Below are 20,402 nucleotides of genomic sequence, written 5' to 3'. Positions count from 1 at the left end.
GTTTCTGGTTCCGCCACCTGCGTCCATCCGTTGTTGATGCCGTCACTCCAGCAGGCGTGCCCAGCCCTGCATGCCGTCCAGGCGTGCCAGCACCAGCTTGATGCACACCAGCAGCGGCACCGCCAGCAGCAGCCCGATCATGCCCCAGGCCCAGCCGAACACCATCAGCGCCAGGATCAGCACCAGCGGCGACAGCTTCATCCGACGGCCCAGCACGATCGGGGTCACCATCTGCCCTTCCAGTGTGTGCAGGCCCAGGTAGGCGGCCGCTGGCAGCAGGGCCTGCAGCGGGTCGCGGAACTCGACGAAGCCCATCAACAGCATCAGCGCCACGCCGATCAACGGACCCACATACGGCGCAAAATTCAGCAGCGCGGCCACCGTGCCCCACAGCAGCGCTTCCTGCAGGCCGATACCGAGCAGCATCAGCACGCCGGCGAACACCAGCCCGACCAGAGTGTTGATCACGCTGATGGTCAGCACGTAACGCGAGACCTCGCGTTCGATCGAACGCAGGATGTCCGTAGTGAAGCGCTGCTGCTGGCGGTTGGGGAACAGGGCGATCGCCGCGCGCTGCAGGCTCTGCCCGTAGATCATGAAGAACAGCGTCAGCAGCACCACGGCCAACACCGAGGCAGCCAGCCGCGGTGCACGGGTCAGCATGCGGTACGGGTCGTCCAGCTGGGTACGGATCACCTGCACCTTGTGGTTGCTGTCACCACCGGCCACACGGGCGAAGTTTTCCGCCGCCTGGTTGGCCTGCTGCACCGGCTTGGTCAGGTCCTGCACCTGGCGGGCGACCTTGCGCAGCTGCTGTGGGGCTTCCTGCGCCCATTCCATCGCCGGGCCGATCAGCTGCACGGCGAGCGAACCGGTCACGCCCAGGCCGGCGCCGAGGATCAACAGTGCGCCCAGCGCGCGCGGAATCCACAGCTTCTGCAGCAGGCGCAGGATCGGGTTGCCGACCAGGGCGAAGAACATCGCCAGCAGCACCGGCAGGATGATGTCCTGCGCGGCCCACAGCGTGTAGCCCACCGCCAGGGTCGCCAGCACCACCAGCGACATCGGCCCGCGCGGGCGCGACGGTGGTGGCAGCGCTGCCTCCGGCTCGTCGGGGCCGGCCGGTGGCGGGGACAGGAGGGACTCGCTCATCGACGCATCAACCGGAAAGGGGAGCGCATTATCCGCTGGCCGCGATCGGCGCGGCGGATTCCATGGATCAACGTTCGGACAGCTCGGTGGCCGCTTCGGCCGGACGCGGTCCGCGCAGGTCCGGTTCTGGCTCCGGCACGGAGCGTGGTGCCGGTGCCGGCCGTGCTCCGGCAGCGGAGGCCGCTGCCTGTGCCTGCTCGCTGGCATCGTCGGCTTCTTCGGCCGCATCGTCGGCGGTGGCCGCGGCCTGCGCCGCCATCGCCGTGGCGAACGCCGCCTGCGCACTGGCGAACAGGTTCGAGACCGAACCGACCATCTGCAGCCAGCGGGCACCGTTGACCTTGCCCGGTACCTCCAGCTTGCCGGCGATGAAGCCACCGGCAAGGCCGACCACCACGATGCGCAACGGCGACCAGCCCTGTCGCCACACCTGGCCGAGGGTGGACCAGTGGTCCTGGGTCTCGCCCAGGCGCACCGTCACCACCTGTTCGCAGCGCTTTACCCGCCGCTGCAGCGCGCCGAACTTCATGGCTTGCCCTCGGGCAGCTGCACGCCGGCATCAGGGTCGTCTTCGCTGGGTTCGTCAAACAGGCCCAGGCGTGACAGCTGACGCCGGGTGGCGTGCATGCCGGTGTGGTGGAAGAAGTAGGACACCCGCCAGATCGCATAGCCGGTGACGGCCAGGCTCAGCAGCGACGTGATCAGCAGGGCCTGCAGCCAACTCAGGCCCCAGCTCTGCAGCAGCGCGATGAGGGTGGCGGCCATCAGCAGCCACGCCGAGGCACCAAACACGATCGCCACGCCGGCCCAGGCCAGCGCACGACCGAATGCGCTGCGCGCCAGCGCGAAGTCGGCCGAGGCCAGCCGGCGCAGTGAACGCAGCGTGTGCTTGGCCGAATCGGCAGCGGCACGACCGGCCGCGCCGACCTGGCGGATGCTCTCATCCAGCGGCGGGGTGGCCGCCGGATCAGGCGCTTGCGTGTTGTCTTCGCTCACGCTGCGGCTTACTTGTCGCTGCTGCCGCGGGCCAGCTTGGCGATGATCCAGCCGGCTGCGAAGGCGACGCCGAACGAGGCCAGCGGACGTTCGCGGATCAGTTCGGCGGCGCTGTCGATCAGGTCCTTGCCCTTGTCCATCAGCGCATCGACCTGTTCCTTGGCGGCGGCACCGCCGAACTCGGCGGCGGCCAGGCCGGACAGTGCACTGTCGGACAATTCAGCCTTGACGTTGGCCTTGCCGATGCGAAGCTCGTCGGTCGCTGCACCGGTTGCACCCTTGATCGCACCGCCGGCGGCCGTAGCGGCCTGCTTCAGGTGGGAACCGGCTTCACCCAGGTGTTCCTTCAGGTTCTCGGTATTGGTGGGGCTCATCGAATCACTCCTGTTGCGATGGGGGAACGGAAGTCGGCGGTGCCGACCTGGACTGACAGCAATAGCATTGCCGGGGTATAGGGGGTGTTACGGCAGGGCGATCAGCGCATCACGAGCTGGCCCTGCTGCTGGCCATTGTTGCGCAGCACACGCAGCACCAGCGTCGGCGGGCGCTGCTGGAAGTTGGCGCGCCAGCTGGCCAGGTCGGCGAATTCACCGACGGTGGCATCGGTGATGATGTCGCCCTGCTGCAGGCCGTTGCTGGCGGCGCGGCTGCCGCGCTTGACCTCGCTGACCAGCACGCCGCTGGCGCCTGACTGGCGCAGCGACTCGGGCAGGTCGACGAAGGTGGCCCCGCCCAGGCGCGGGTCCAGGCTGTCGCCGGTGACCGCGCGTGCCTGTTCCTTCAGCGTCGCCTTGATCTGCAGCGGCTTGCCTTCGCGGCGTACGTCCAGCGTCATCGGGCTGCCGACCGCCGCCAGGCCTTCCACGTTGTGCAGGGCTTCGGCGCTGTCCACGCGCTGGCCATTGGCCGACACCACCACGTCGCCCGGCTTCAGGCCGGCGGCGGCGGCCGCCGAACCGGCCAGCACGCGGGTGATCAGCGCACCGCGGGTTTCGCCCAGGCCCAGGCCCTGCGCGATCTGCGCGGTCAGGTTCTGGCTTTCCACGCCCAGCGTGCCGCGCACCACCACGCCGTGCTTGACCAGCTGGTCGACCACGCTGCGCGCCAGGTTCGAGGGAATCGCCAGGCCCAGGCCGATGTTGCCGGCCATGCTGCCCTGCGGGTTGAAGCTGGCAGTGTTGATGCCGACCAGCTGGCCCTGCAGGTCGACCAGCGCGCCACCCGAGTTGCCCGGGTTGATCGACGCGTCGGTCTGGATGAAGTTCTGGTAGCCCAGCCCGCGGATGCCGCTGCGGCCCACCGCCGAGACGATGCCCGAAGTGACCGTCTGGCTGAAGCCGAACGGATTGCCGATGGCCACCACGAAGTCGCCCACCCGCAACTGGTCGCTGTTGCCGAGCTTGATGTCGGTCAGGTTCTGCGCCGGAATGCGGATCAGCGCGATATCGGTATCGCGGTCCGAGCCGAGGAATTCGGCCTTGACCGTGCGCCCGTCGGCCAGTGTCACCTGTACATCATCGGCGTTGTCGATGACATGGTGGTTGGTCAGCACCAGGCCCTCCCTGGCGTCGATGATCACGCCCGAGCCCAGCGATTCGTTGATGCGTTCCTGCGGGATGTCCGGGAACAGGCGGCGGAAGAACGGGTCGTTGAAGAAGGGATTGCGTACGCGCACCACCTGCTTGGTGTTGACGCTGACCACGGCCGGCATCGCCTTCTCCAGCATCGGTGCCAGTGACGGAACCTGCTGCCCGGCCACTGCGGCTGGCAGTGCCGCCATGGTCGGCACCACCGCTGGAAGCGGAGCGGCATCGGCACGGTTGTCCAGGTGGGCATTGATGCCGGTGGCAACGAAGCCACCGAAGGCGGCGGCGATTGCGAGCGTGAGCAGGGTAGGTAGCGGTCGCATGGGAGTCGGTTCGCTGGCGGGAATGGGGGCGGTTCGGCTCTACGGTAAAACAAGCTGAATGAGTGTGTCGCGATCTGGATAAATGCGCCATGAAAACCGCGCGCCGGGAACGCGGATCGCGACGACCGGCGCTGGGCCGGCGACGACAGCGGAGGCGGCGCCCGGCAGTGTGCGGACGTCAGCCGCAGGTCGCGCGGATACAGGACGATACTTGCGCAGTTCTGCGCATCCCGGTGCCGCGACGCGCCATATTGCATGCCTTCCGCGGCATCCGGGCGGGTGCACACAACCAATGCCTGTCACGACGCGGATCATGCGGCGCAGCACTGAAAAAAAGGGGTTTCCTGTAAACACGGTGTGCCTGCAGGGATGGTCGACTACACCATCGCCGTCGCAGCAGATGCGATTGGTGGCGCATGCCCCGTTCCACGATCGTCAATGTCGGTATAGCATCGCCCCGTTTTGATACTTAAGGCCCCCAGGAGGGCAACATGAGCAACGGTAATGGTGTGTCGGTCGTGACCGACGCTGTCGAGAACGTCAAAGAAACCGCCACCAACGTTGGCGAGACCATCGCCCACGCTGCCGAAGACGCAGTGAAGTCGGTCAAGAAGACCGTCAAGCGCGCCACCAAGGCTGCCGGTACCCGCGTTGCCAAGGCCAAGAAGGCCGTGGCCAAGGTCGAGAAGACCGTTGCCAAGAAGGCCGAAAAGGCTGCCAAGTCGGTCGGCAAGACTGTTGCCAACGCCAAGAAGAAGCTGGAAGCGGCCAAGAAGAACGCCAAGGCCGAAGCCGCTGCCCTGAAGAAGGAAGTGGCCAAGAAGAAGGCCGCTGCAGGCAAGGCTGTGACCAAGAAGGCCGCCGCTGCCAAGAAGATCACCAAGGCCGCCACCAAGGCTGCCGGCAAGAAGGTCGCCACCGTGAAGAAGGCTGCCACCAAGAAGGCCGCCGTCGCCAAGAAGACCGTTGCCAAGAAGACCGCGGCCGCCAAGAAGGTGGTCGGCAAGAAGGTGGTCGGCAAGAAGGTCGCCACCGCCAAGAAGGCTGTGGCCAAGAAGACCGTCGCCGCCAAGAAGGTCGCTGGCAAGAAGGCCGTGGCTGCGAAGAAGGTTGTCGGCAAGAAGGCCGCCGTCGCCAAGAAGACCGTTGCCAAGAAGACCGCCGCCGCCAAGAAGGTTGTCGGCAAGAAGGCTGCCGTCGCCAAGAAGGCCGTCGGCAAGAAGACCGCTGCTGCCAGGAAGGTTGTCGGCAAGAAGACCGCCGTTGCCAAGAAGGCAGCTGGCAAGAAGGTTGCCGCCACCCGCAAGACGGTTGCCAAGAAGGCTGCCCCGCTGAAGAAGGTCGCCGCCAAGAAGGCTCCGGCCAAGAAGGCCGTGCGCAAGGCCGCCAAGCGCAAGTAATCGCGCCGTGACCGAAGGCCCTGCCACCCACCGGGTGGTGGGGCCTTTCGCGTTTCCGGGACACTGTCCGGGGCAAGATGCAGGTTCTTTCCGCTGGAGGCCCGGGCATGCGCGGTATCGACTTCAGTTCCTGGCAGGGCGTGCTGTCCACCTTGGCCGGCCTGGTCCTGATCACCCTGCTGGGCGTGGGCATCCGCCTGCTGGTGATGCAGACCCTGCAGCAGCGCCGCGAGCGCGAGAACCGTCAGATCAACGAACGGCTGCGCACGCTGATGGCGGCCTACAAGACCCTGGGCGGTTCGTTCACCGGCGAACTGGGCGTGGATCCCAGCCATCGCCGCGACCTGCGCCAGCGCGAAGATGCCGAAGGCATCGCCGAACCCCGCTCGGATCGCGCGCGCCGCATCCGCGATGCCGTTGAAGCGGCGCTGTCGGACATCCTGCTGCTGGGCACCGACGAACAGGTGCGGCTGGCTGCGCGCGCTGCCAACGATCTTGCACAGGGGCGACCGGTGCATACCCACGAACTGGTGGTCTCGCTGCGCGACTTCGTGCGCGAAGCGCTGGACCTGGCGCCGATTCCGGCCGACCTGCAGATACCGCCGCAGGGGCCGACCCGGCCGGGCAGTGCCAGTGGCAAGGGCCGCAACGACGGCGACGCCAAGGGCGGTCGTGCGGGTGGAGGCGGCGGAGGCGGCGGTGGCGGAATGGGGGCCGGCATGGGCGGTGTGGGCCTCGGCGCCGGCGCCGCACTGGGCGCCGGCCATGCCTCCGCCAGCGATGAAACGGACGCGCGCTGAGCACGTCCGCCCGGTTCAGCGGGTCAGTTCGTAGATCGGCACGAAGCCACCGTAGATCATCCGCGCGCCGTCGAACGGCATCGGATTCGTCGCCGGATCAAACCTTGGGTCTTCCATCATCTTCTTCATGCCGGCGTCGCGGGTCGGCTTGTCCGGCCATTCGATCCAGGAAAACACCACCGTCTCGTCCGGCGTGGCTTTCACCGCGCCGAAAAAGTCGGTGGTCTTGCCGTGCGGTACGTCGTCACCCCAGCACTCGACCACGCGCAGCGCGCCGTACTCGATGAAAACGGGATCCCCTGTGCGTGCATGGGCGAGGAACTTCTCTTTGTTGGCGGTGGGCACCGCCAGGACGAAACCATCGATGTAGCTCATTGCCTGCCTCCGGATGGACCGTGCCGCATGCACGGCCTTCAAGTACACGACGAACCAGAGCGTCGGGGATCGACATCCTCTGGGCGCCCGTTCAGCCCGGGCCACCGGGCAGCGGTGCCAGCACCGTATCCGGTGGCTGCTGGCCGGCCAGGTGGCGTACGAAGTAGTCCCACATGCGGTGCGTGTAGGTGGCGTCGTTGCGGAACAGCTCGTGGTCCTGCCGGGCCAGGTACAGCAGGTCGTAGCTGCGCTGGGCCTTGTTCAGGGCGGCGGCCAGCTGCAGGGTCAGCGCCGGCGGTGCGTTTTCGTCCAGCTCGCCATAGACCAGCATCAGATGCCCGCGCAGGTTGCCGGCCAGCGCTGCGTTGTCGAGCCCGGCAAAGGGCGCCGGCACGCCATCGGTCATGGCCGTGGCTGGCAGCACGCCACCGAACAGCCGGTCCATGCCGTGCAGGGCGCCGCCGTACATGCCCTGGAAATTGTGACTGCCGGCCGAGGCCACGCCCACCTTGTAGAACGCCGGGTAGCGCAGCAATGCCCGCGCCGCGCTGTAACCGCCGAACGAATGCCCGTAGATGCCGACCCGCTGCAGGTCGATGCCCGGGTAGCGTTCGCCCAGCTGGCGCAGCGCGGCCACATGGTCATCCAGCTGCACATCGGCGCCGTGCAGGAAGCTGCTGTCATGGAAGGCCTTGTCGCGGCCGCCGGTGCCGCGCGCATCGATGCTGGCCACCACGAAGCCAAGCTCGGCCAGGCTGGCGCGTGACACCGGATTCAGCGCGGACACCGCTTCGGCGTAGGTCACCGGGGCATTGCTGATGAAGGCGCCGCCGTACATCGCATCGATCACCGGGAAGCTGCCGTCATCGCGATAGTCGCGGGGCAGGTAGACGGTGGCGAAGATCGGCGTGCGCCCGTCGGCGGCCAGCAGACGTTCGCGCTGCGGTGGGCGCCACCCCGCAGCAAGCACTGCCCGGTTGTCCGCCGCTTCCAGCACCAGCAGCTCGCGACCGTCATCGCTGGCCCGCAGCACGGTGCGTGGTGGCTGGTCGAGACGGGAAACGGTATCCACCAGATAGCCACCACTGGGCGACAGCGCCTGGGGTGCGCGCCCACCGAACAACGCGCCGGTACCGGCATCGGCCATGTGGTCGTTGCCATCGGCGGCCAGGCGCTGGATCGGCCCTCCCTGCAGCGATATCCGGTACAGGCCGCGCACGTAAGGATCGCCCGCGTCGACGCCACCGGCGCTGAAGTACGCCCAGCCACCGACAGCGTCCACACCCAGCAGGTCGCGCACCGCCCAGTGGCCGCGGGTGAGCTGGCGCAGCACTTTGCCATCGGACAGGCGCACCCGGTACAGATGGCCCCAACCATCGCGCTGCGAGAACCACACGGCGGTGTCCTGCCCGGGCAGGATGGCCACCGCTGGCCGGTTGTAGGAATACACGTTGAGCTGCAGGCGAGTGTCGCTGGCTTCTTCCAGAACCGTGCGCAATGCACCGCTGCTGGCATCGATCTCCACCAGGCGCAGCCTGCGCGGTGTGCCGAAGTGCGCGATCACGGCATACAACCGATCGCCGTCCCAACCCAGGATGCCGGCCTCACTGAGCGTGTTCCAGCCCTCGGGCAGCGCGATGTCATGCTGCCTGCCGCTGCGGGTATCCACCACAAACAGGGTGTCGCGCACCTGCTGTGCATCGCCCAGCACCCCCAGCTTCACGGTATGCACGCGCGGCCGCGCGCTGTGGGTCGGGCTGCTTTCCAGATAGGGGTAGTCCTGCAGCGCGCGTTCGTCGTAGCGGATGCCGGCCACGTAGCGCCCGTCCGCAGACCAGCCAACCGCGAACGGCCGCACCGCCATCCGGCCCTGACGGCGTGGAATACCGCGCAGGGCGAAGTCCGGCAGCACGCCATAGCCATTACCGGCTTCTCCGCCGTGGGTCAGTGCCCGTGGCGCCGTGCCAGGCGACTGCAGCCACAGGTTGTTGTCGCGCACCTGCAGCCACGCATCGCCTACGGGCGAAGGCAGTGCATCGGCCGGCGGCCGCGCATCCGGCGAACGTGCGCATTGCCAGCGCGGCCATTGGCAATCGACGGGCACTTCTCCGCTGAACCGCAGGCGCAGGCCATCGTCCGCCTGCTGCACGCTGGCCAGGCGCAGGCGTGGCCCGCTGGCACCGAGCGGTGCAACCGCAGCGTCCAGCGCAGTGGGTTCGAACAGGGTCTGGCGTGTCGCCTGGACGGGATCGACCAGTACCGCCTGGCGCCGGCCCTGAGTGTCTTCGCGCTCATACCAGAATCGTCCATCGGCCAGCCAGTGGGGCAGGACCGAAGCATTGCGCAGCGCACCGCGCAGATGACTGTCATGCACGCGTTCGGCGCGCTGGTAGTCGGTCGCCTGCAGCGCACGTGCAGTGTGTGGCGACAAGAGGGCAATGCAGGCAAAGACAGCGGCGCGGACACACGTCCGCAGCGGATCGGAAACGAGCAAGGCAACCTCCTGTTGCAATCGTCGAAGGATTACAGATGCACGCGCGCCGCGCGCGTATGCCAGACGGAGCCTGAATCAAGCCCAAAAATTCAGCAATGCGAAGACCACTGTTTTCAGGGAGCGTTGTGGCGAATAACGGAGAATTTACATTCCCGATGCGATGGCGCCCTGGCGCTGCTGCACACCATAAGAAAGTAAAGGTGTACCCCCATGAAGAATTCGCTGATTGCTCTGGCCCTGGCCGCTGCCCTGCCGTTCACCGCTTCGGCTGCTGAGAACCTGTCGTACAACTACGCTGAAGCCGACTACGCCAAGACCGACGTCGATGGCATCAAGGCTGACGGCTGGGGCGTCAAGGGTTCCTACGGCTTCCTGCCGAACTTCCACGCGTTCGGTGAATACAGCCGTCAGGAAGTCGACCACACCAACATCAAGGTTGACCAGTGGAAGGTCGGTGCCGGCTACAACGTCGAAATCGCTCCGTCGACCGACTTCGTTGCCCGCGTTGCCTACCAGAAGTTCGATCGCAAGCACGGCCTGGACTTCAACGGCTACAGCGCTGAAGCCGGTATCCGCACCGCCTTCGGTGCCCACGCCGAGGTCTACGGCATGGTCGGCTACGAAGACTACGCCAAGAAGCACGGCGTCGATATCGACGGCCAGTGGTACGGTCGCCTGGGTGGTCAGGTCAAGCTGAACCAGAACTGGGGCCTGAACGGCGAGCTGAAGATGAACCGCCACGGCGACAAGGAATACACCGTCGGCCCGCGCTTCAGCTGGTAATTGCTTCCTCGGCGCGCCTGCGCGCTGAAGATGCCTCGACAGGCCCGGCCCATGCCGGGCCTGTTGCGTTTCCGGCTGGGCAAACGCTACCTGACCGTGTTGAGGTGGACGGGCGGCATTGCAACGAATTGGATTCCGCAGGCGTCGGCTGCGCCCTAGGGTGAGTGGCCTGTCCTGCAGGAATGCAACGATGCCCCCGTTTCCCTCGCCCCGCGATTCTCCCTGCCGCTTGTTGCTGCTGGATCCGCATCCACTGTTGCGGCATGGCGTGCAGGAACTGCTGGCCCGGCAGGCGGGCCTGCAGGTCGATGGAAGCTATGGCCGCAGCGGTGATCTGCTGCAGCGCCTGCAGCAGCAGGCAGCTGCGATCGATCTGCTGCTGGTTGACGCCTTGCCGATCGGTGACAGCGGGGAAGGCCTGGAACTGCTGCGGCACGTGTCACGACATTGGCCGGCAGTGCCGATCCTGGTGCTGTCCGCACACTGCAACGCGGGTGTCGTGTCCTTGGCCCTGCAGGCCGGTGCGCGCGGATTCCTGTCCAAGGCCTGCGCGCCGCAGATGCTGCTGCGCGCAGTGAGCGTGGTCGCCCGCGGCGGGCGCTTCGTGCCGCCGGAGCTGCGTGCACAGTTGAACCAGTCCCGCCGGCAGCGCCAGCAGTCCATGCGTTCACCACGGTTGAGTACGCGCGAGCGCGCTGTCCTGCAGTGGGTGCTGCGTGGCTGCAGCACCGGCGAGATGGCACGCCGCAGCGGGCGTGCGGCCAGCACCATCAGCACGCAGAAACGAGCGGCATACCGCAAGCTGGGCATCCGCAACGATGGCGAGCTGTTCCGCTTCCGCCATCTGATCGACGCTGATTGAGGCGGGGTTACTCGCCCTGGTACTGCTTTTCTTCGACCAGGGCCGAACCGGCCACGCGGTTGATCTCGTTCTTCACCTGCACGCGCTCGCCATTGGTGCCATAGACACCGCGTGCCAGCTGGATGAAGGCATCGTCGAACACCTGGGCCGCTTCCTTGTCGCGCAGCTGGTCCTGGATGTCCCACATGCGCTCGTTGATCACCTTCAGCTGCTGCTTCAGCGCGGCCAGTGCCGGTTGTGCGTGCAGCAGCTGCTGCAGCAACGGCAGCAGGCCGTCCAGCTCGGTGCGGACGTTGGCCAGCTTGGCGGCATCGTCGATGCGCTCGGCCTTGATCTCGAGAATGGTGATCTTGTCGATCAGCTCGCCGATCGATACCGGAGTCAGGATGGCGTCCACGCGGTTGGTTCCTGGAAACAGGGCGCCATGATACCGCGCTGCTGGCATTGGCCGCAGTCCACGGGATTTACGCCGAATTTGCGCCACGGGCCCGGCAGCACCCTCGATCCGTTACGGCCCTCGCCTCGACACTGCGTTCCCGGCGGCGTGACCGCCTTCGACGAGGAACACAGTGCAGTGAACAGCAAGGGGATGATGGCGGCGCTGGTGGCCGCCCTGGCAGGGCTGGTCGGGATCAGCAGCGCGCAGGCACAGGTGCAGGTCAGTGGCAGTGCGGCGTTGACCAGTGACTACGTATGGCGCGGCAGCTCGCAGAGCGACGGCGACCCGGCGGTGCAGGCCGGCGCGAAGGTCTCGATCCCAGCGGGCTGGTACGCCAGCGTGTGGGGGTCCAACGTTTCGTTCAAGCCGGACAATGGCGCGCGCAGCGAGTTCGACCTGGTGGCGGGCTGGTCCGGCGCGCTGGCACCGGACTGGAGCCTGGATGCCAACCTGACCCGTTACGTGTACCCGGGCACCGGCCGCGCGCTGGACTGGACCGAGCTCAACACCACGGTGACCTGGAAGCAGCGCGCCTGGCTGCAGGTCGCCCATTCCAACGATGCGTTGGCCGGTGGCCATCGCGGTACCTATGCCCAGCTGGGTGTGCGTGTGCCGTTGCACGAACGCCTCCGCCTGGAAGCAGCGGTGGGCCAGTACTGGCTGGCCACCGCCCAGGGCCCGGACTACCTGCATGGGCAGCTCAGTGCCATCGCCTCGCTGACCCCGGCATGGGAACTGCGCGCCACCGTGCATGACACGGACAACGCAGCCAAGCGCCTGTTCCCCGGCAACGCCGGTGGGCGATGGGAGCTGGCGCTGCAGGGCAGCTTCTAGTCGGGCAGCGACGCCTGGCGCGCGCGCAGCGCGCCGGGCAGCCACAGCAGCAGGGCCAGCGCAGCCACGGCAGCGCCGGCCACGCAGACGCCGGTCCAGCCGAAGCGCTGGTAGACCTGCGCAGACAGCAGCGAACCCAGCGAACCGCCGATGAAATAGCCGGTCATGTAGCCGGCATTGAGGCGGTTGCGTGCCGCCGGTTGCAGTGCGTAGATCAGGTTCTGGTTGCTGACGTGCAACAGCTGCGCGGCCAGGTCCAGCACCACCACGCCCACCAGCAGCGCCAGCAGCGAGTGTGCGGACAGCCCCAACGGCAGCCACGACAGCAACAACAGCAGCAGTGCAATGGCGGTGGCACGCCCGGTCTGGCCACGGTCGGACATGCGGCCAGCCAGGCCGGCCGCCAGCGTGCCGGCCGCGCCGACCAGCCCGAACAGGCCGATGGTGGCGTCGCTGTAGGCATACGGCGGCTGTGCCAGCAGGAACGCGAGCGGGGTCCAGAAGATCGCGAACATGGCGAAGCTGCAGGCGCCCAGCAGCGTACGCTGGCGCAGCACCGGTTCCTGCACGAACAGCACGCCGATCGAGCGCAGCAATGCGAAATAGCCCAAGCCGGCGCTGTGGTGGAATCGCGGCAGACCGCGCTGCAATGCCAGTGCGGTCAGCACCAGGGTGGCAGCGGCGATCGCATACACCAGGCGCCAGTCGCCCAGGCTGGAAAGCAGGCCGGCCACGGTGCGCGCCAGCAGAATGCCCAGCAGCAGGCCACTCATCAGCGTGCCGACCACGCGACCGCGATGTTCCGGCGCGGCCAGCGTAGCGGCGAACGGCACCAGCACCTGGGCGACCACGGAGAACAGGCCGGTGATGGCGGTGCCCACCAGCAACCAGGTCAGTGACGGTGCGCAGGCACTGATCACCAGTCCGCCGGCCGACAGCAGGCTCATCACCACGATCAGGCGGCGGCGTTCGAACAGGTCACCCAGCGGCACCAGCAGGATCAAGCCGGCGGCATAGCTCAGCTGCGCGGCGGTAACGACCATGCCGACCTGGCCGAACGGTACGCCGAAGGCGTCGGCGATGGTGTGCAGCAGTGGCTGCGCATAGTAGTTGCTGGCCACGGCCACGCCGGTAGCCACCGACATCAGCAGCACCTGCCAGCGGTGCAAGGGGGGGAGGGACGGGCTCACGCGGTGTTCCAGGAAGCGGGGGCACAGTGTCCACCTGCTGCGGCCATGATGGAAATGAATCATCATCATCCATGCCATCTGGAAACGAGATAGTTGGATGAATCTCAAGCAGCTCGAGTTTGCCGTTGCCCTGGCCGAGGAGGGCAATTTCACCCGTGCCGCCGAACGCTGCCATGTGGTGCAGTCCGCGTTGAGCCATCAGATTGCCTACCTGGAGCAGGAACTGGGCACGCCGCTGTTCGAGCGCCTGCCGCGGCAGGTGCGGGCGACGGCAGCGGGTGAGGCGCTGCTGGTGCACGCACGCCAGGTGCTGGTCAGCCTGCGCCACCTGCGCGCCGATGTGGCCGCGGTCAGTGGCGAGGTGCGCGGGCTGCTGGCGATCGGGCAGATCTCCTCGCTGACCGATATCGATGTGGTGGCGATGCTGGCCGCGTTCCAGCAGGCGCACCCGCAGGTGGAATTCCAGTTGCGGGTGGACAAGAGCGAGGACCTGATCGCGCAGGTGCAGTCGCGTGACCTGGATGTTGCACTGGTGGGGTTGGCGCCCTCGGCCGGCCTGGACGGGGTCTGCCACCAGATGCTGCAGGAAGAAGACCTGGTGGCGGTGCTGGCCCCCTCGCATCGGCTGGCTAGGCGCAAGCGGCTGCCATTGACCGAATTGCAGGACGAGGCGCTGGTCGACTTCCCGCGCGGCACCGGTGCACGGCGGCAGACCGACGATGCTTTCGTCGCCGCTGGCCTGCCGCACACGGTGCGTTTCGAGGTCAACCTGATGGAACTGGTGGAGCGCTTCGTCCGCCATGGTCTGGCGGTTGGCATCGTGCCGGCGCTGATCGCCGAAGGCTTCCAGGGCGTGGTGCGGATTCCGCTGCAGCCAACCCCGACCCGCCGCGTGCACCTGGTCTGGCAGCGGCTGCCGACACCGGCGGCGCGGGCGTTCGTCGAGGCCGTGCTCAGCCGCGCAGGCGCAGGCTCAGGCCCTTGAGGAAGTTGCGCAGCATCTGGTCCAGGCAACGCCGGTAGTTGGTGTGCCCGGGCTGGCGGAACAGCGCACCGACTTCCGACTTGGAGACGTTGAAACCGGCGCTGGCGAAGATCTCCATCAGATCGACGTCGCGCAGCTGGAACGCCACGCGCAGCTTCTTCAGCACCAGGTTGTTGTCGATGCGGGTTTCCACCGCGCGCTGCGGCTGGCTCTCGTCGCGACCGCGCAGGTGCACGATCAGGCCATCGAGGAAGTGCGCCAGCGCGCTGTCGCTCATCGCTTCGAAACCGGCTTCGTCCTCGCGGCGCAGCCAGGCCTTCACCTGTTCGGGATCCACGGCGAAGGCCGGGTCGGCCATCTGGCACAGGGTCACCACGTGGTGGTCGCCCAGGTCCAGGGAATAGCGCACGCTGCGCAGGACATCGTTGTTGATCATGGCCCATTGTACCGGCCCCTGGCCTGTCACCGGACTGTCATCGAACTGCAGCATCGTGGGCACTCGTTCGCTGAGACCCTTGCATGCGCCGGTATCTGTTTTCCGCACTGCTGCTCGCCAGCAGCTTCGCTGCCTTCTCCCAGGACCGCTTCGTACCCGTCGAGCGGCGCCTGAGTGCATCCCAACTGGCCGAGGTCGGGCTCAGTCCAGCGCAGTTGCAGGCGCTGAACCGGGTACTGCGCGAGGCAGAGCGCGCGGCCACCGGGCCGACGGCAGCGGTGGCCCCCGCCGCTGCGCCGCTGCCTGCCAATGTGCCGGCACCGGCAGCAATGCATCTGGGCCTGGAAGAAGGACCGGTCAATGCACGCGTGGTCGGAGAGGTCGCAGGCTGGCAGCCCGGCACGCTGTTCACCCTTGATAACGGCCAGCAATGGCAGGTGATGAAGGGGCAGATGAAGCTGCGCAAGGTGCTGCAGTCGCCGCAGATCGCCGTTGTTCCAGGAATTGCCGGACGCTGGTTCCTGCAGGTCGACGAAGACCTGCCCAAGGCCAGAGTGTTTCGCGTGCGTTGAGCCGGGGGGACGGCAGGACGGCGGGCAACTCAGGACGGGCCGGGAATGCCAGAATGGGCGTCCGGTTTTTCCCCCTGGAGTTGCCTGATGACCCGCACTGTCCTGATTACCGGCGCCACGTCCGGCTTCGGCGCCGCCGCCGTCCACCGCTTCGCCCAGGCCGGCTGGAAAGTGATCGCCACGGGCCGCCGCGGCGAACGCCTGCAGCCGCTGGTCGATCGCTACGGCAAGGACGTGGTGCATGCCGCCGCCTTCGACATCCGCGATCCGGTTGCGATGGAAGCGGCGCTGCTGGCACTGCCGCCCGCCTTTGGCGAGATCGATCTGCTGGTCAACAACGCCGGCCTGGCGCAGGGCACCGCGCCGGCACAGAGCGCCAAGTTGTCGGACTGGACCACGATGATCGACACCAACATCACCGCGCTGGTGACCCTGACCCACCGCCTGCTGTCGCAGCTGGTGGAGCGCAAGGGCGCGATCATCAACATCTCGTCGGTGGCCGGCGTCTACCCGTACCCGGGTGGCAACGCCTACGGTGGCACCAAGGCTTTCGTCAGCCAGTTCTCGCTGGGCCTGCGTTCGGACCTGCACGGCACCGGCGTGCGCGTGACCACGATCGAGCCAGGCATGGCTGAAACCGAGTTCACCGTGGTGCGTACCCACGGCGACCAGGCGGCGTCGGACAAGCTCTACAACGGCGCCAACCCGATGACCGCCGAAGACATCGCCGAACAGATCTTCTGGGTGGCCAGCCTGCCGCCGCACCTGAACATCAATCGCCTGGAACTGATGCCGGTCAGCCAGTCCTTCGCCGGTTTCCAGGTCGCCCGCGAAGGCTGACCGCCGTTTGCAGAGTCGAGCATGGCTCGACTCTGCAGAAACAAGAAAAAGCCGGGCAATGCCCGGCCTTTTCATTCACAGCGGCAGGCTTACTGGGCCTTGATCGCCATCGCCTGCAGGCCGGTGCCATCCAGCTTCTGCTTGGCTTCGGACAGTTCACCGGCACTGCCATACGGCCCCATGCGCACGCGGTACACGGTCTTGCCGTTGATCTGTGCTGACTCCACGCGTGCCGCAAGTCCCATCATCGCCAGCTTGGCCTTGGTTGCTTCGGCATCGCCGGAGGCGCCGAAGGCGCCTGCCTGCAGGATATAGCGGGCGTTGTCGGCGGCCGCCGGAGCGGCTGTGGCCGGGGTACCCGCCGTTGCCGTTGCGGTTTCCGCGCGCGCTGCCGGCGTGGCGGCGGCGGTGCTGGTCGAGGCCGTGCTGGCCGGCGGCGTTGCCGCAGCCGGACGTTCACTCAGCGGTGCCGGCAGCGGACGGCTGGTGGCGGTCACCTGCGCGGTGCTGGACACGCTGGCGGTGGCCGCCGGTGCCGGTGCGGTCGTGGTCGCCGGCGGAACCGGCTTGCCTTCCAGTGCCGCCTGCGCGCGCTGCGCTTCGGCCTTGGCCCGGCGCTGGTCTTCGGCACGCGCGCTGGCGGCCAGTTCGGCGTCGGACATCTCGACTTCCTTGCCCGGCAGCAGGGTGTAGAAGTCGTACTGGGTGGCGGCCGGCTTTTCCGGTTCGGCCGGCTTCGGCGCAGCCGGCTGCGCGGCCGGCTGGGTACCGACATCGCTGTCGGCATCGGCGACCGGCGCCGGCTGCGCGTTCGGGTTCGGCTGCGGACCGGCGCGCAGGAAGCCATCGCCCTCGCCCTTGAACAGGTTCGGCGCCGCCAGGAACACCACGGCCGCGATCGCTACACCGGCCACCAGCCACACCCATCCGGGGGTGCCCTGGCTGCCGCTGTTGCGTCGTGCCTGGCTTTTGCCGCGTCGTGCTGCCATGTGTACTGCGTCTCCTGATGCTTACATTTTTTCCGGGGCGCTGACGCCCAGGAGTTCGAGGCCATTGGCCAGTACCTGGCGCGCCGCACAGGCCAGGGTCAGTTTGGCGTTGCGATCGGCGGCATCTTCCACCAGTACCGGCGTCCCGTGATACCACGTGTGGAACGCATGCGCCAATTCACGCAGGTACTGCGCCACCAGATGCGGTTCCAGCGCCACGCCGGCCGCTTCCACCACTTCCGGATAGCGCGAGATCTCGTTCATCAGCAGCAGCGAGGCATCGTCGGCCAGGCGGCCGAGGTTGGCCAGGCCGTTGCCCTGCTCGTACACCAGGCCCTTCTCCTGCGCCTGGCGCAGCAGGCTGCAGACGCGGGCATGCGCGTACTGCACGTAGAACACCGGGTTGTCGTTGCTCTGCTGGCGGGCCAGGTCGATGTCGAAGGTCAGCTGCGAATCGGGCTTGCGCGCGATCAGGAACCAGCGGGTGGCATCGCGGCCGGCTTCCTCGATCAGGTCGCGCAGGGTGAAGTAGCTGCCGGCACGCTTGGACAGCTTCACTTCCTCGCCGCCACGCATGACGGTGACCATCTGGTGCAGCACGTATTCCGGCCAGCCCTGCGGGATGCCCACTTCCATCGCCTGCAGGCCGGCGCGCACGCGGGCCAGCGAGCCGTGGTGGTCGGCGCCCAGCTCGGTGATCGCGCGCTCGTAGCCGCGCTGCCACTTGGACAGGTGGTAGGCCACGTCGGGCACGAAGTAGGTGAAGGTGCCGTCGGACTTGCGCATCACGCGGTCCTTGTCGTCACCGAAGTCGGTGCTGCGCAGCCACAGCGCGCCACCTTCTTCATAGGTATGACCCGACGCCTGCAGCTTGGCCACCGCTTCGGCTACCTTGCCGTCGGCGTACAGCGAGCTTTCCAGGAAATAGATGTCGAAGTCGACGCCGAACGCGGCCAGGTCCAGGTTCTGCTCGTTGCGCAGGTAGGCCACGGCGAAGCGGCGGATCGCCTGCATGTCGTCCGGGTCCTTGGCGCCGACCACGGTGCTGCCTTCCAGGTCGACGCTGGCGCCGGCCATGTAGGCGCGTGCGACGTCGGCGATGTACTCACCGCGGTAGCCACCTTCCGGCCAGCCGTCCTGGTCCGGCGCGATGCCCTTGATCCGTGCCTGGGTGGACAGCGCCAGGTTCTCGATCTGCACGCCGGCGTCGTTGTAGTAGAACTCACGCTTGGCGTTCCAGCCGTTGGCATCGAGCACGCGCGCCACGCAGTCGCCGATCGCCGCCGCGCGGCCATGGCCGACATGCAGCGGGCCGGTCGGGTTGGCCGACACGTACTCCACGCCCACCGTGCGGCCATTGCCGGACAGGTTGCGGCCGTAGTCGTGGGCTTCCTTGATGACCGACGCGGCTTCGCGCTGGTACGCGGCCGGGGCCAGGTGGAAGTTGATGAAGCCGGGGCCGGCGATCTCGACCTTGCTCACGTCCTCGCTGCGCGGCAGCGCCTCGACCAGCGCCTGCGCCAGTGCGCGCGGATTGCTGCGCGCGGCCTTGGCCAGCAGCATCGCGGCGTTGGTAGCGAAGTCGCCGTGGTCGCGGGTCTTCGGGCGCTCGACCACGAAGTCCGGCGGCAGGGAGTCGGCGGGCAGGGTGCCATTGGCGCGCAAGGCTTCGATGCCTTGGCTGATCAGGGCGCGGAGGAGATTTTTCACGAGGCCTGCTGTGAGAATGAGCGGCGGAATCGCCCATTTTAGCGCAGATACCCGCGCCCACGCTGACCAGAACATGCCTGTGGGGGCGGCCGATGGCGCCTGAACGGCCGCGCTCAGCCGAACAGCCGCGGCTGGGGCGGGGATAGCAGGCCCCGTTCAGCAAATGAAACGGGACGGCCCTCGCCGACCACGAAGTGGTCCAGCAGGCGCACGTCCACCATCGCCAGCGCCTGCTGCAGTTCGTCGGTGATGCGGGTATCGGCGCTGGAGGGTTCCGGGTCGCCGGAAGGGTGGTTGTGGCTGAGGATCACCGCCGCCGCGTTGTGCAGCAGGGCGCGCCGCACCACTTCGCGGGGGTAGACCGGTGCGGCGTTGATGGTGCCGTGGAACAGCTCTTCACAGGCGATCAGGCGGTGGCGGTTGTCCAGGAACAGGGCCATGAAGACCTCGCGGGCCTGGCCACGCAGCCGGTGCTGCAGGTAGCGGCCGACCGCCGCCGGATTGTTGCCAACCGCCTCGCCGTGCTCCAGCTCGGCCGCCAGGTAGCGATGGGCCAGTTCCAGCCCGGCAGCAAGCGTGCAACTGCGTGCCGGGCCGAGCCCGGGCAGGCGGGCGAGCTCGGCGGCGGGGCGGTCGAGCAGTACCCGCAACGGGCCGTGCGCCTGCAGCAGGTCGCGCGCGGTCTGCACGGCATCGCGGCCACCGAACCCGGAGCCGAGAAACAGGGCCAGCAGCTCGGCGTCGGAAAGTGCCGTGGGCCCGCGCGCGATCAGCTTCTCGCGGGGGCGTTCCTGTTCGGGCCAGTCATGGATGGGCATGGCCCATCATCGCCAGACCTTGCGGTGGCTCCCATCGGGGCATGCCGCGGACTGGGGTCGGAGGTTGCCTCAGCCGCGCCGGGTCTGCAGGTAGTCGAACAGTTCCTGGTTGTTCTGCAGGCCCAGCTTGCGCTTGGCTTCGGCCTTCTGCCGGCTGATGGTCTTCGGGCTGCGCCCGCAGCGCTCGGCGACTTCGTTCACGCTGAGGCCGGCTGCCAGCAGCTCCAGCACTTCCTGTTCGCGTGCCGACAACGGCGCCGGCTGACGTGGAAACAGCAGGTCGCGCGCCTGCAGGTGGTGGCGCAGCTGTTGGGAGACGAATACCTGCCCGGCCAGCGCGGCGTTCAGCGCGTGGGGCAGTTCGGCGAAATCGGCGCACTTGTCGACCAGGCCACTGATACCCTCCCGCAGCAGGCTGTCCAGCAGGCCGGGATGGCGGGCGCCGGTCAGCACCACCACCGGCAGGCCAGGGCGGCGCATGCGCAGCGCGTCGATCAGCTCCGGACCGTCCGGACCGGCACCCGGCATCGACAGGTCGGTCAGCACCGCATCGCAGTCGTGGTGATCCACCAGCTCCAGCAGCTGGGCGCCGTCGCGCGCACTGCCGACGATGTCCATCAGGTAGGTCTGCAGCACGATACGGATGCCATGCAGGACCACGGGATGGTCGTCGGCGATGATGATGCGCGGATGCACGCGGCTCCTCGAAGGTCGGACAGGCCACGGCGGGCGGCAGCCAATGCCTGATTCTGCAAAAGCGCAGACCCGTAGAGGTATAGGAAAGGTCCGAAACTGGTACCGGGTGAATCCCGGGTCAA

Annotated in this window: 22 protein-coding genes; 8 read left to right on the top strand and 14 right to left on the bottom strand. The window is 67.5% G+C overall.

Features of this window, described 5'->3' with window-relative positions:
• Positions 1-42: 42 nt before the first annotated feature.
• From AC5P78_RS06740 to AC5P78_RS06720, 5 genes are all read right to left on the bottom strand, one after another.
• On the bottom strand, positions 43-1,152 hold the full coding sequence (locus tag AC5P78_RS06740) for an AI-2E family transporter (RefSeq protein ID WP_005411982.1): 1,110 nt from the start codon (positions 1,150-1,152) through the stop codon (positions 43-45).
• Positions 1,153-1,219: 67 nt separating this feature from the next.
• Positions 1,220-1,681: a hypothetical protein gene (locus AC5P78_RS06735; RefSeq protein ID WP_005411983.1), complete on the bottom strand. Its 462-nt coding sequence runs from the start codon at positions 1,679-1,681 to the stop codon at positions 1,220-1,222.
• Positions 1,678-2,148: a phage holin family protein gene (locus AC5P78_RS06730; RefSeq protein WP_005407741.1), complete on the bottom strand. Its 471-nt coding sequence runs from the start codon at positions 2,146-2,148 to the stop codon at positions 1,678-1,680. Before AC5P78_RS06730 ends, AC5P78_RS06735 begins: the two co-directional genes overlap by 4 nt.
• 8 nt (positions 2,149-2,156) lie before the next feature.
• Entirely contained in the window at positions 2,157-2,522 is a 366-nt protein-coding gene (locus AC5P78_RS06725; RefSeq protein ID WP_004153835.1) for a hypothetical protein, read from the bottom strand.
• Positions 2,523-2,623: 101 nt separating this feature from the next.
• Positions 2,624-4,057 carry a Do family serine endopeptidase gene (locus AC5P78_RS06720; protein ID WP_012478904.1) on the bottom strand — a complete coding sequence of 478 codons (1,434 nt, stop codon included), beginning with the start codon at positions 4,055-4,057 and terminating at the stop codon, positions 2,624-2,626.
• Between the two features lie 491 nt (positions 4,058-4,548).
• Here AC5P78_RS06720 and AC5P78_RS06715 point away from each other — a divergent pair, with 491 nt between their 5' ends.
• Together AC5P78_RS06715 and AC5P78_RS06710 are read left to right on the top strand one after the other, a co-directional pair.
• The gene (locus AC5P78_RS06715) at positions 4,549-5,457 is read left to right on the top strand and encodes a histone (RefSeq protein WP_109337734.1); all 909 of its coding nucleotides are present in this window, start codon (positions 4,549-4,551) and stop codon (positions 5,455-5,457) included.
• Between the two features lie 107 nt (positions 5,458-5,564).
• Positions 5,565-6,257 (top strand): hypothetical protein, encoded by a 693-nt coding sequence (locus AC5P78_RS06710; RefSeq protein WP_099475415.1) that lies wholly within the window; start codon positions 5,565-5,567, stop codon positions 6,255-6,257.
• Positions 6,258-6,272: 15 nt separating this feature from the next.
• Here the strand turns inward: AC5P78_RS06710 and AC5P78_RS06705 are convergent, their stop codons facing one another.
• Both AC5P78_RS06705 and AC5P78_RS06700 read right to left on the bottom strand, forming a co-directional pair.
• Complete coding sequence (locus tag AC5P78_RS06705) at positions 6,273-6,632, bottom strand: DUF1428 domain-containing protein (protein ID WP_005407745.1); 360 nt, start codon at positions 6,630-6,632, stop codon at positions 6,273-6,275.
• A gap of 91 nt (positions 6,633-6,723) precedes the next feature.
• Complete coding sequence (locus tag AC5P78_RS06700; RefSeq protein WP_414498300.1) at positions 6,724-9,126, bottom strand: S9 family peptidase; 2,403 nt, start codon at positions 9,124-9,126, stop codon at positions 6,724-6,726.
• A 210-nt stretch (positions 9,127-9,336) separates the two neighbouring features.
• Between AC5P78_RS06700 and AC5P78_RS06695 the strand changes: the two genes are divergently transcribed.
• Together AC5P78_RS06695 and AC5P78_RS06690 are read left to right on the top strand one after the other, a co-directional pair.
• Positions 9,337-9,909, top strand: a complete 573-nt coding sequence (locus tag AC5P78_RS06695; protein ID WP_005407747.1) for an OmpO family porin — start codon at positions 9,337-9,339, stop codon at positions 9,907-9,909.
• A 190-nt stretch (positions 9,910-10,099) separates the two neighbouring features.
• Positions 10,100-10,771, top strand: coding sequence for a response regulator transcription factor (locus tag AC5P78_RS06690; RefSeq protein ID WP_024956372.1), 672 nt, complete (start codon positions 10,100-10,102; stop codon positions 10,769-10,771).
• Between the two features lie 7 nt (positions 10,772-10,778).
• Here AC5P78_RS06690 and AC5P78_RS06685 read toward each other — a convergent pair whose 3' ends face one another.
• Positions 10,779-11,216 carry a DUF6165 family protein gene (locus AC5P78_RS06685; RefSeq protein WP_043035177.1) on the bottom strand — a complete coding sequence of 146 codons (438 nt, stop codon included), beginning with the start codon at positions 11,214-11,216 and terminating at the stop codon, positions 10,779-10,781.
• Between the two features lie 129 nt (positions 11,217-11,345).
• On the opposite strand from AC5P78_RS06685, the gene AC5P78_RS06680 reads away from it, so the two are divergent.
• Complete coding sequence (locus tag AC5P78_RS06680) at positions 11,346-12,044, top strand: TorF family putative porin (protein ID WP_099473519.1); 699 nt, start codon at positions 11,346-11,348, stop codon at positions 12,042-12,044.
• Here the strand turns inward: AC5P78_RS06680 and AC5P78_RS06675 are convergent.
• A complete protein-coding gene (locus tag AC5P78_RS06675; protein ID WP_329762175.1) occupies positions 12,041-13,189 on the bottom strand; it encodes an MFS transporter in 1,149 nt (382 codons plus the stop codon). The two genes, AC5P78_RS06680 and AC5P78_RS06675, sit on opposite strands and share 4 nt — an antisense overlap.
• A gap of 142 nt (positions 13,190-13,331) precedes the next feature.
• Between AC5P78_RS06675 and AC5P78_RS06670 the strand changes: the two genes are divergently transcribed.
• A complete protein-coding gene (locus AC5P78_RS06670) occupies positions 13,332-14,219 on the top strand; it encodes a LysR family transcriptional regulator (RefSeq protein ID WP_005407753.1) in 888 nt (295 codons plus the stop codon).
• On the opposite strand, the gene AC5P78_RS06665 is transcribed toward AC5P78_RS06670, so the two are convergent.
• Complete coding sequence (locus AC5P78_RS06665) at positions 14,188-14,655, bottom strand: YehS family protein (RefSeq protein ID WP_005411992.1); 468 nt, start codon at positions 14,653-14,655, stop codon at positions 14,188-14,190. The genes AC5P78_RS06670 and AC5P78_RS06665 overlap by 32 nt on opposite strands.
• An 83-nt stretch (positions 14,656-14,738) precedes the next feature.
• Here AC5P78_RS06665 and AC5P78_RS06660 point away from each other — a divergent pair, with 83 nt between their 5' ends.
• Positions 14,739-15,227 carry a hypothetical protein gene (locus AC5P78_RS06660; RefSeq protein ID WP_099527562.1) on the top strand — a complete coding sequence of 163 codons (489 nt, stop codon included), beginning with the start codon at positions 14,739-14,741 and terminating at the stop codon, positions 15,225-15,227.
• Between the two features lie 87 nt (positions 15,228-15,314).
• Positions 15,315-16,067 carry an SDR family NAD(P)-dependent oxidoreductase gene (locus AC5P78_RS06655; RefSeq protein ID WP_414498301.1) on the top strand — a complete coding sequence of 251 codons (753 nt, stop codon included), beginning with the start codon at positions 15,315-15,317 and terminating at the stop codon, positions 16,065-16,067.
• Positions 16,068-16,156: 89 nt separating this feature from the next.
• On the opposite strand, the gene AC5P78_RS06650 is transcribed toward AC5P78_RS06655, so the two are convergent.
• The 4 genes from AC5P78_RS06650 to AC5P78_RS06635 form a co-directional block, all read right to left on the bottom strand.
• On the bottom strand, positions 16,157-17,056 hold the full coding sequence (locus AC5P78_RS06650; protein WP_005407757.1) for an SPOR domain-containing protein: 900 nt from the start codon (positions 17,054-17,056) through the stop codon (positions 16,157-16,159).
• A gap of 21 nt (positions 17,057-17,077) precedes the next feature.
• Positions 17,078-18,766: an arginine--tRNA ligase gene (gene argS / locus AC5P78_RS06645; RefSeq protein ID WP_012478915.1), complete on the bottom strand. Its 1,689-nt coding sequence runs from the start codon at positions 18,764-18,766 to the stop codon at positions 17,078-17,080.
• A gap of 113 nt (positions 18,767-18,879) precedes the next feature.
• Complete coding sequence (radC, locus tag AC5P78_RS06640) at positions 18,880-19,584, bottom strand: RadC family protein (RefSeq protein WP_005407759.1); 705 nt, start codon at positions 19,582-19,584, stop codon at positions 18,880-18,882.
• Positions 19,585-19,653: 69 nt separating this feature from the next.
• Positions 19,654-20,280 (bottom strand): response regulator, encoded by a 627-nt coding sequence (locus AC5P78_RS06635; protein ID WP_033834997.1) that lies wholly within the window; start codon positions 20,278-20,280, stop codon positions 19,654-19,656.
• Positions 20,281-20,402: the final 122 nt, after the last annotated feature.

The organism is Stenotrophomonas sp. YJH_SMC_133, assembly GCF_059370655.1.
The sequence above is the reverse complement of the archived record's forward strand: the minus strand, read 5'-3'. Positions and strand labels throughout refer to the sequence as shown.

What these genes read in the sequence shown, in the direction of transcription:
- AC5P78_RS06675 (WP_329762175.1), bottom strand. Translation starts at nt 13,189, where the DNA reads ATGTCGGTGGCTACCGGCGTGGCCGTGGCCAGCAACTACTATGCGCAG.
- AC5P78_RS06695 (WP_005407747.1), top strand. Translation starts at nt 9,337, where the DNA reads ATGAAGAATTCGCTGATTGCTCTGGCCCTGGCCGCTGCCCTGCCGTTC.
- radC (WP_005407759.1), bottom strand. Translation starts at nt 19,584, where the DNA reads ATGCCCATCCATGACTGGCCCGAACAGGAACGCCCCCGCGAGAAGCTG.
- AC5P78_RS06670 (WP_005407753.1), top strand. Translation starts at nt 13,332, where the DNA reads ATGAATCTCAAGCAGCTCGAGTTTGCCGTTGCCCTGGCCGAGGAGGGC.
- AC5P78_RS06655 (WP_414498301.1), top strand. Translation starts at nt 15,315, where the DNA reads ATGACCCGCACTGTCCTGATTACCGGCGCCACGTCCGGCTTCGGCGCC.
- AC5P78_RS06725 (WP_004153835.1), bottom strand. Translation starts at nt 2,522, where the DNA reads ATGAGCCCCACCAATACCGAGAACCTGAAGGAACACCTGGGTGAAGCC.
- AC5P78_RS06685 (WP_043035177.1), bottom strand. Translation starts at nt 11,216, where the DNA reads ATGCCAGCAGCGCGGTATCATGGCGCCCTGTTTCCAGGAACCAACCGC.
- AC5P78_RS06665 (WP_005411992.1), bottom strand. Translation starts at nt 14,655, where the DNA reads ATGATCAACAACGATGTCCTGCGCAGCGTGCGCTATTCCCTGGACCTG.
- AC5P78_RS06720 (WP_012478904.1), bottom strand. Translation starts at nt 4,057, where the DNA reads ATGCGACCGCTACCTACCCTGCTCACGCTCGCAATCGCCGCCGCCTTC.
- AC5P78_RS06650 (WP_005407757.1), bottom strand. Translation starts at nt 17,056, where the DNA reads ATGGCAGCACGACGCGGCAAAAGCCAGGCACGACGCAACAGCGGCAGC.
- AC5P78_RS06660 (WP_099527562.1), top strand. Translation starts at nt 14,739, where the DNA reads ATGCGCCGGTATCTGTTTTCCGCACTGCTGCTCGCCAGCAGCTTCGCT.
- AC5P78_RS06710 (WP_099475415.1), top strand. Translation starts at nt 5,565, where the DNA reads ATGCGCGGTATCGACTTCAGTTCCTGGCAGGGCGTGCTGTCCACCTTG.
- AC5P78_RS06690 (WP_024956372.1), top strand. Translation starts at nt 10,100, where the DNA reads ATGCCCCCGTTTCCCTCGCCCCGCGATTCTCCCTGCCGCTTGTTGCTG.
- AC5P78_RS06740 (WP_005411982.1), bottom strand. Translation starts at nt 1,152, where the DNA reads ATGAGCGAGTCCCTCCTGTCCCCGCCACCGGCCGGCCCCGACGAGCCG.
- AC5P78_RS06705 (WP_005407745.1), bottom strand. Translation starts at nt 6,632, where the DNA reads ATGAGCTACATCGATGGTTTCGTCCTGGCGGTGCCCACCGCCAACAAA.
- AC5P78_RS06715 (WP_109337734.1), top strand. Translation starts at nt 4,549, where the DNA reads ATGAGCAACGGTAATGGTGTGTCGGTCGTGACCGACGCTGTCGAGAAC.
- AC5P78_RS06735 (WP_005411983.1), bottom strand. Translation starts at nt 1,681, where the DNA reads ATGAAGTTCGGCGCGCTGCAGCGGCGGGTAAAGCGCTGCGAACAGGTG.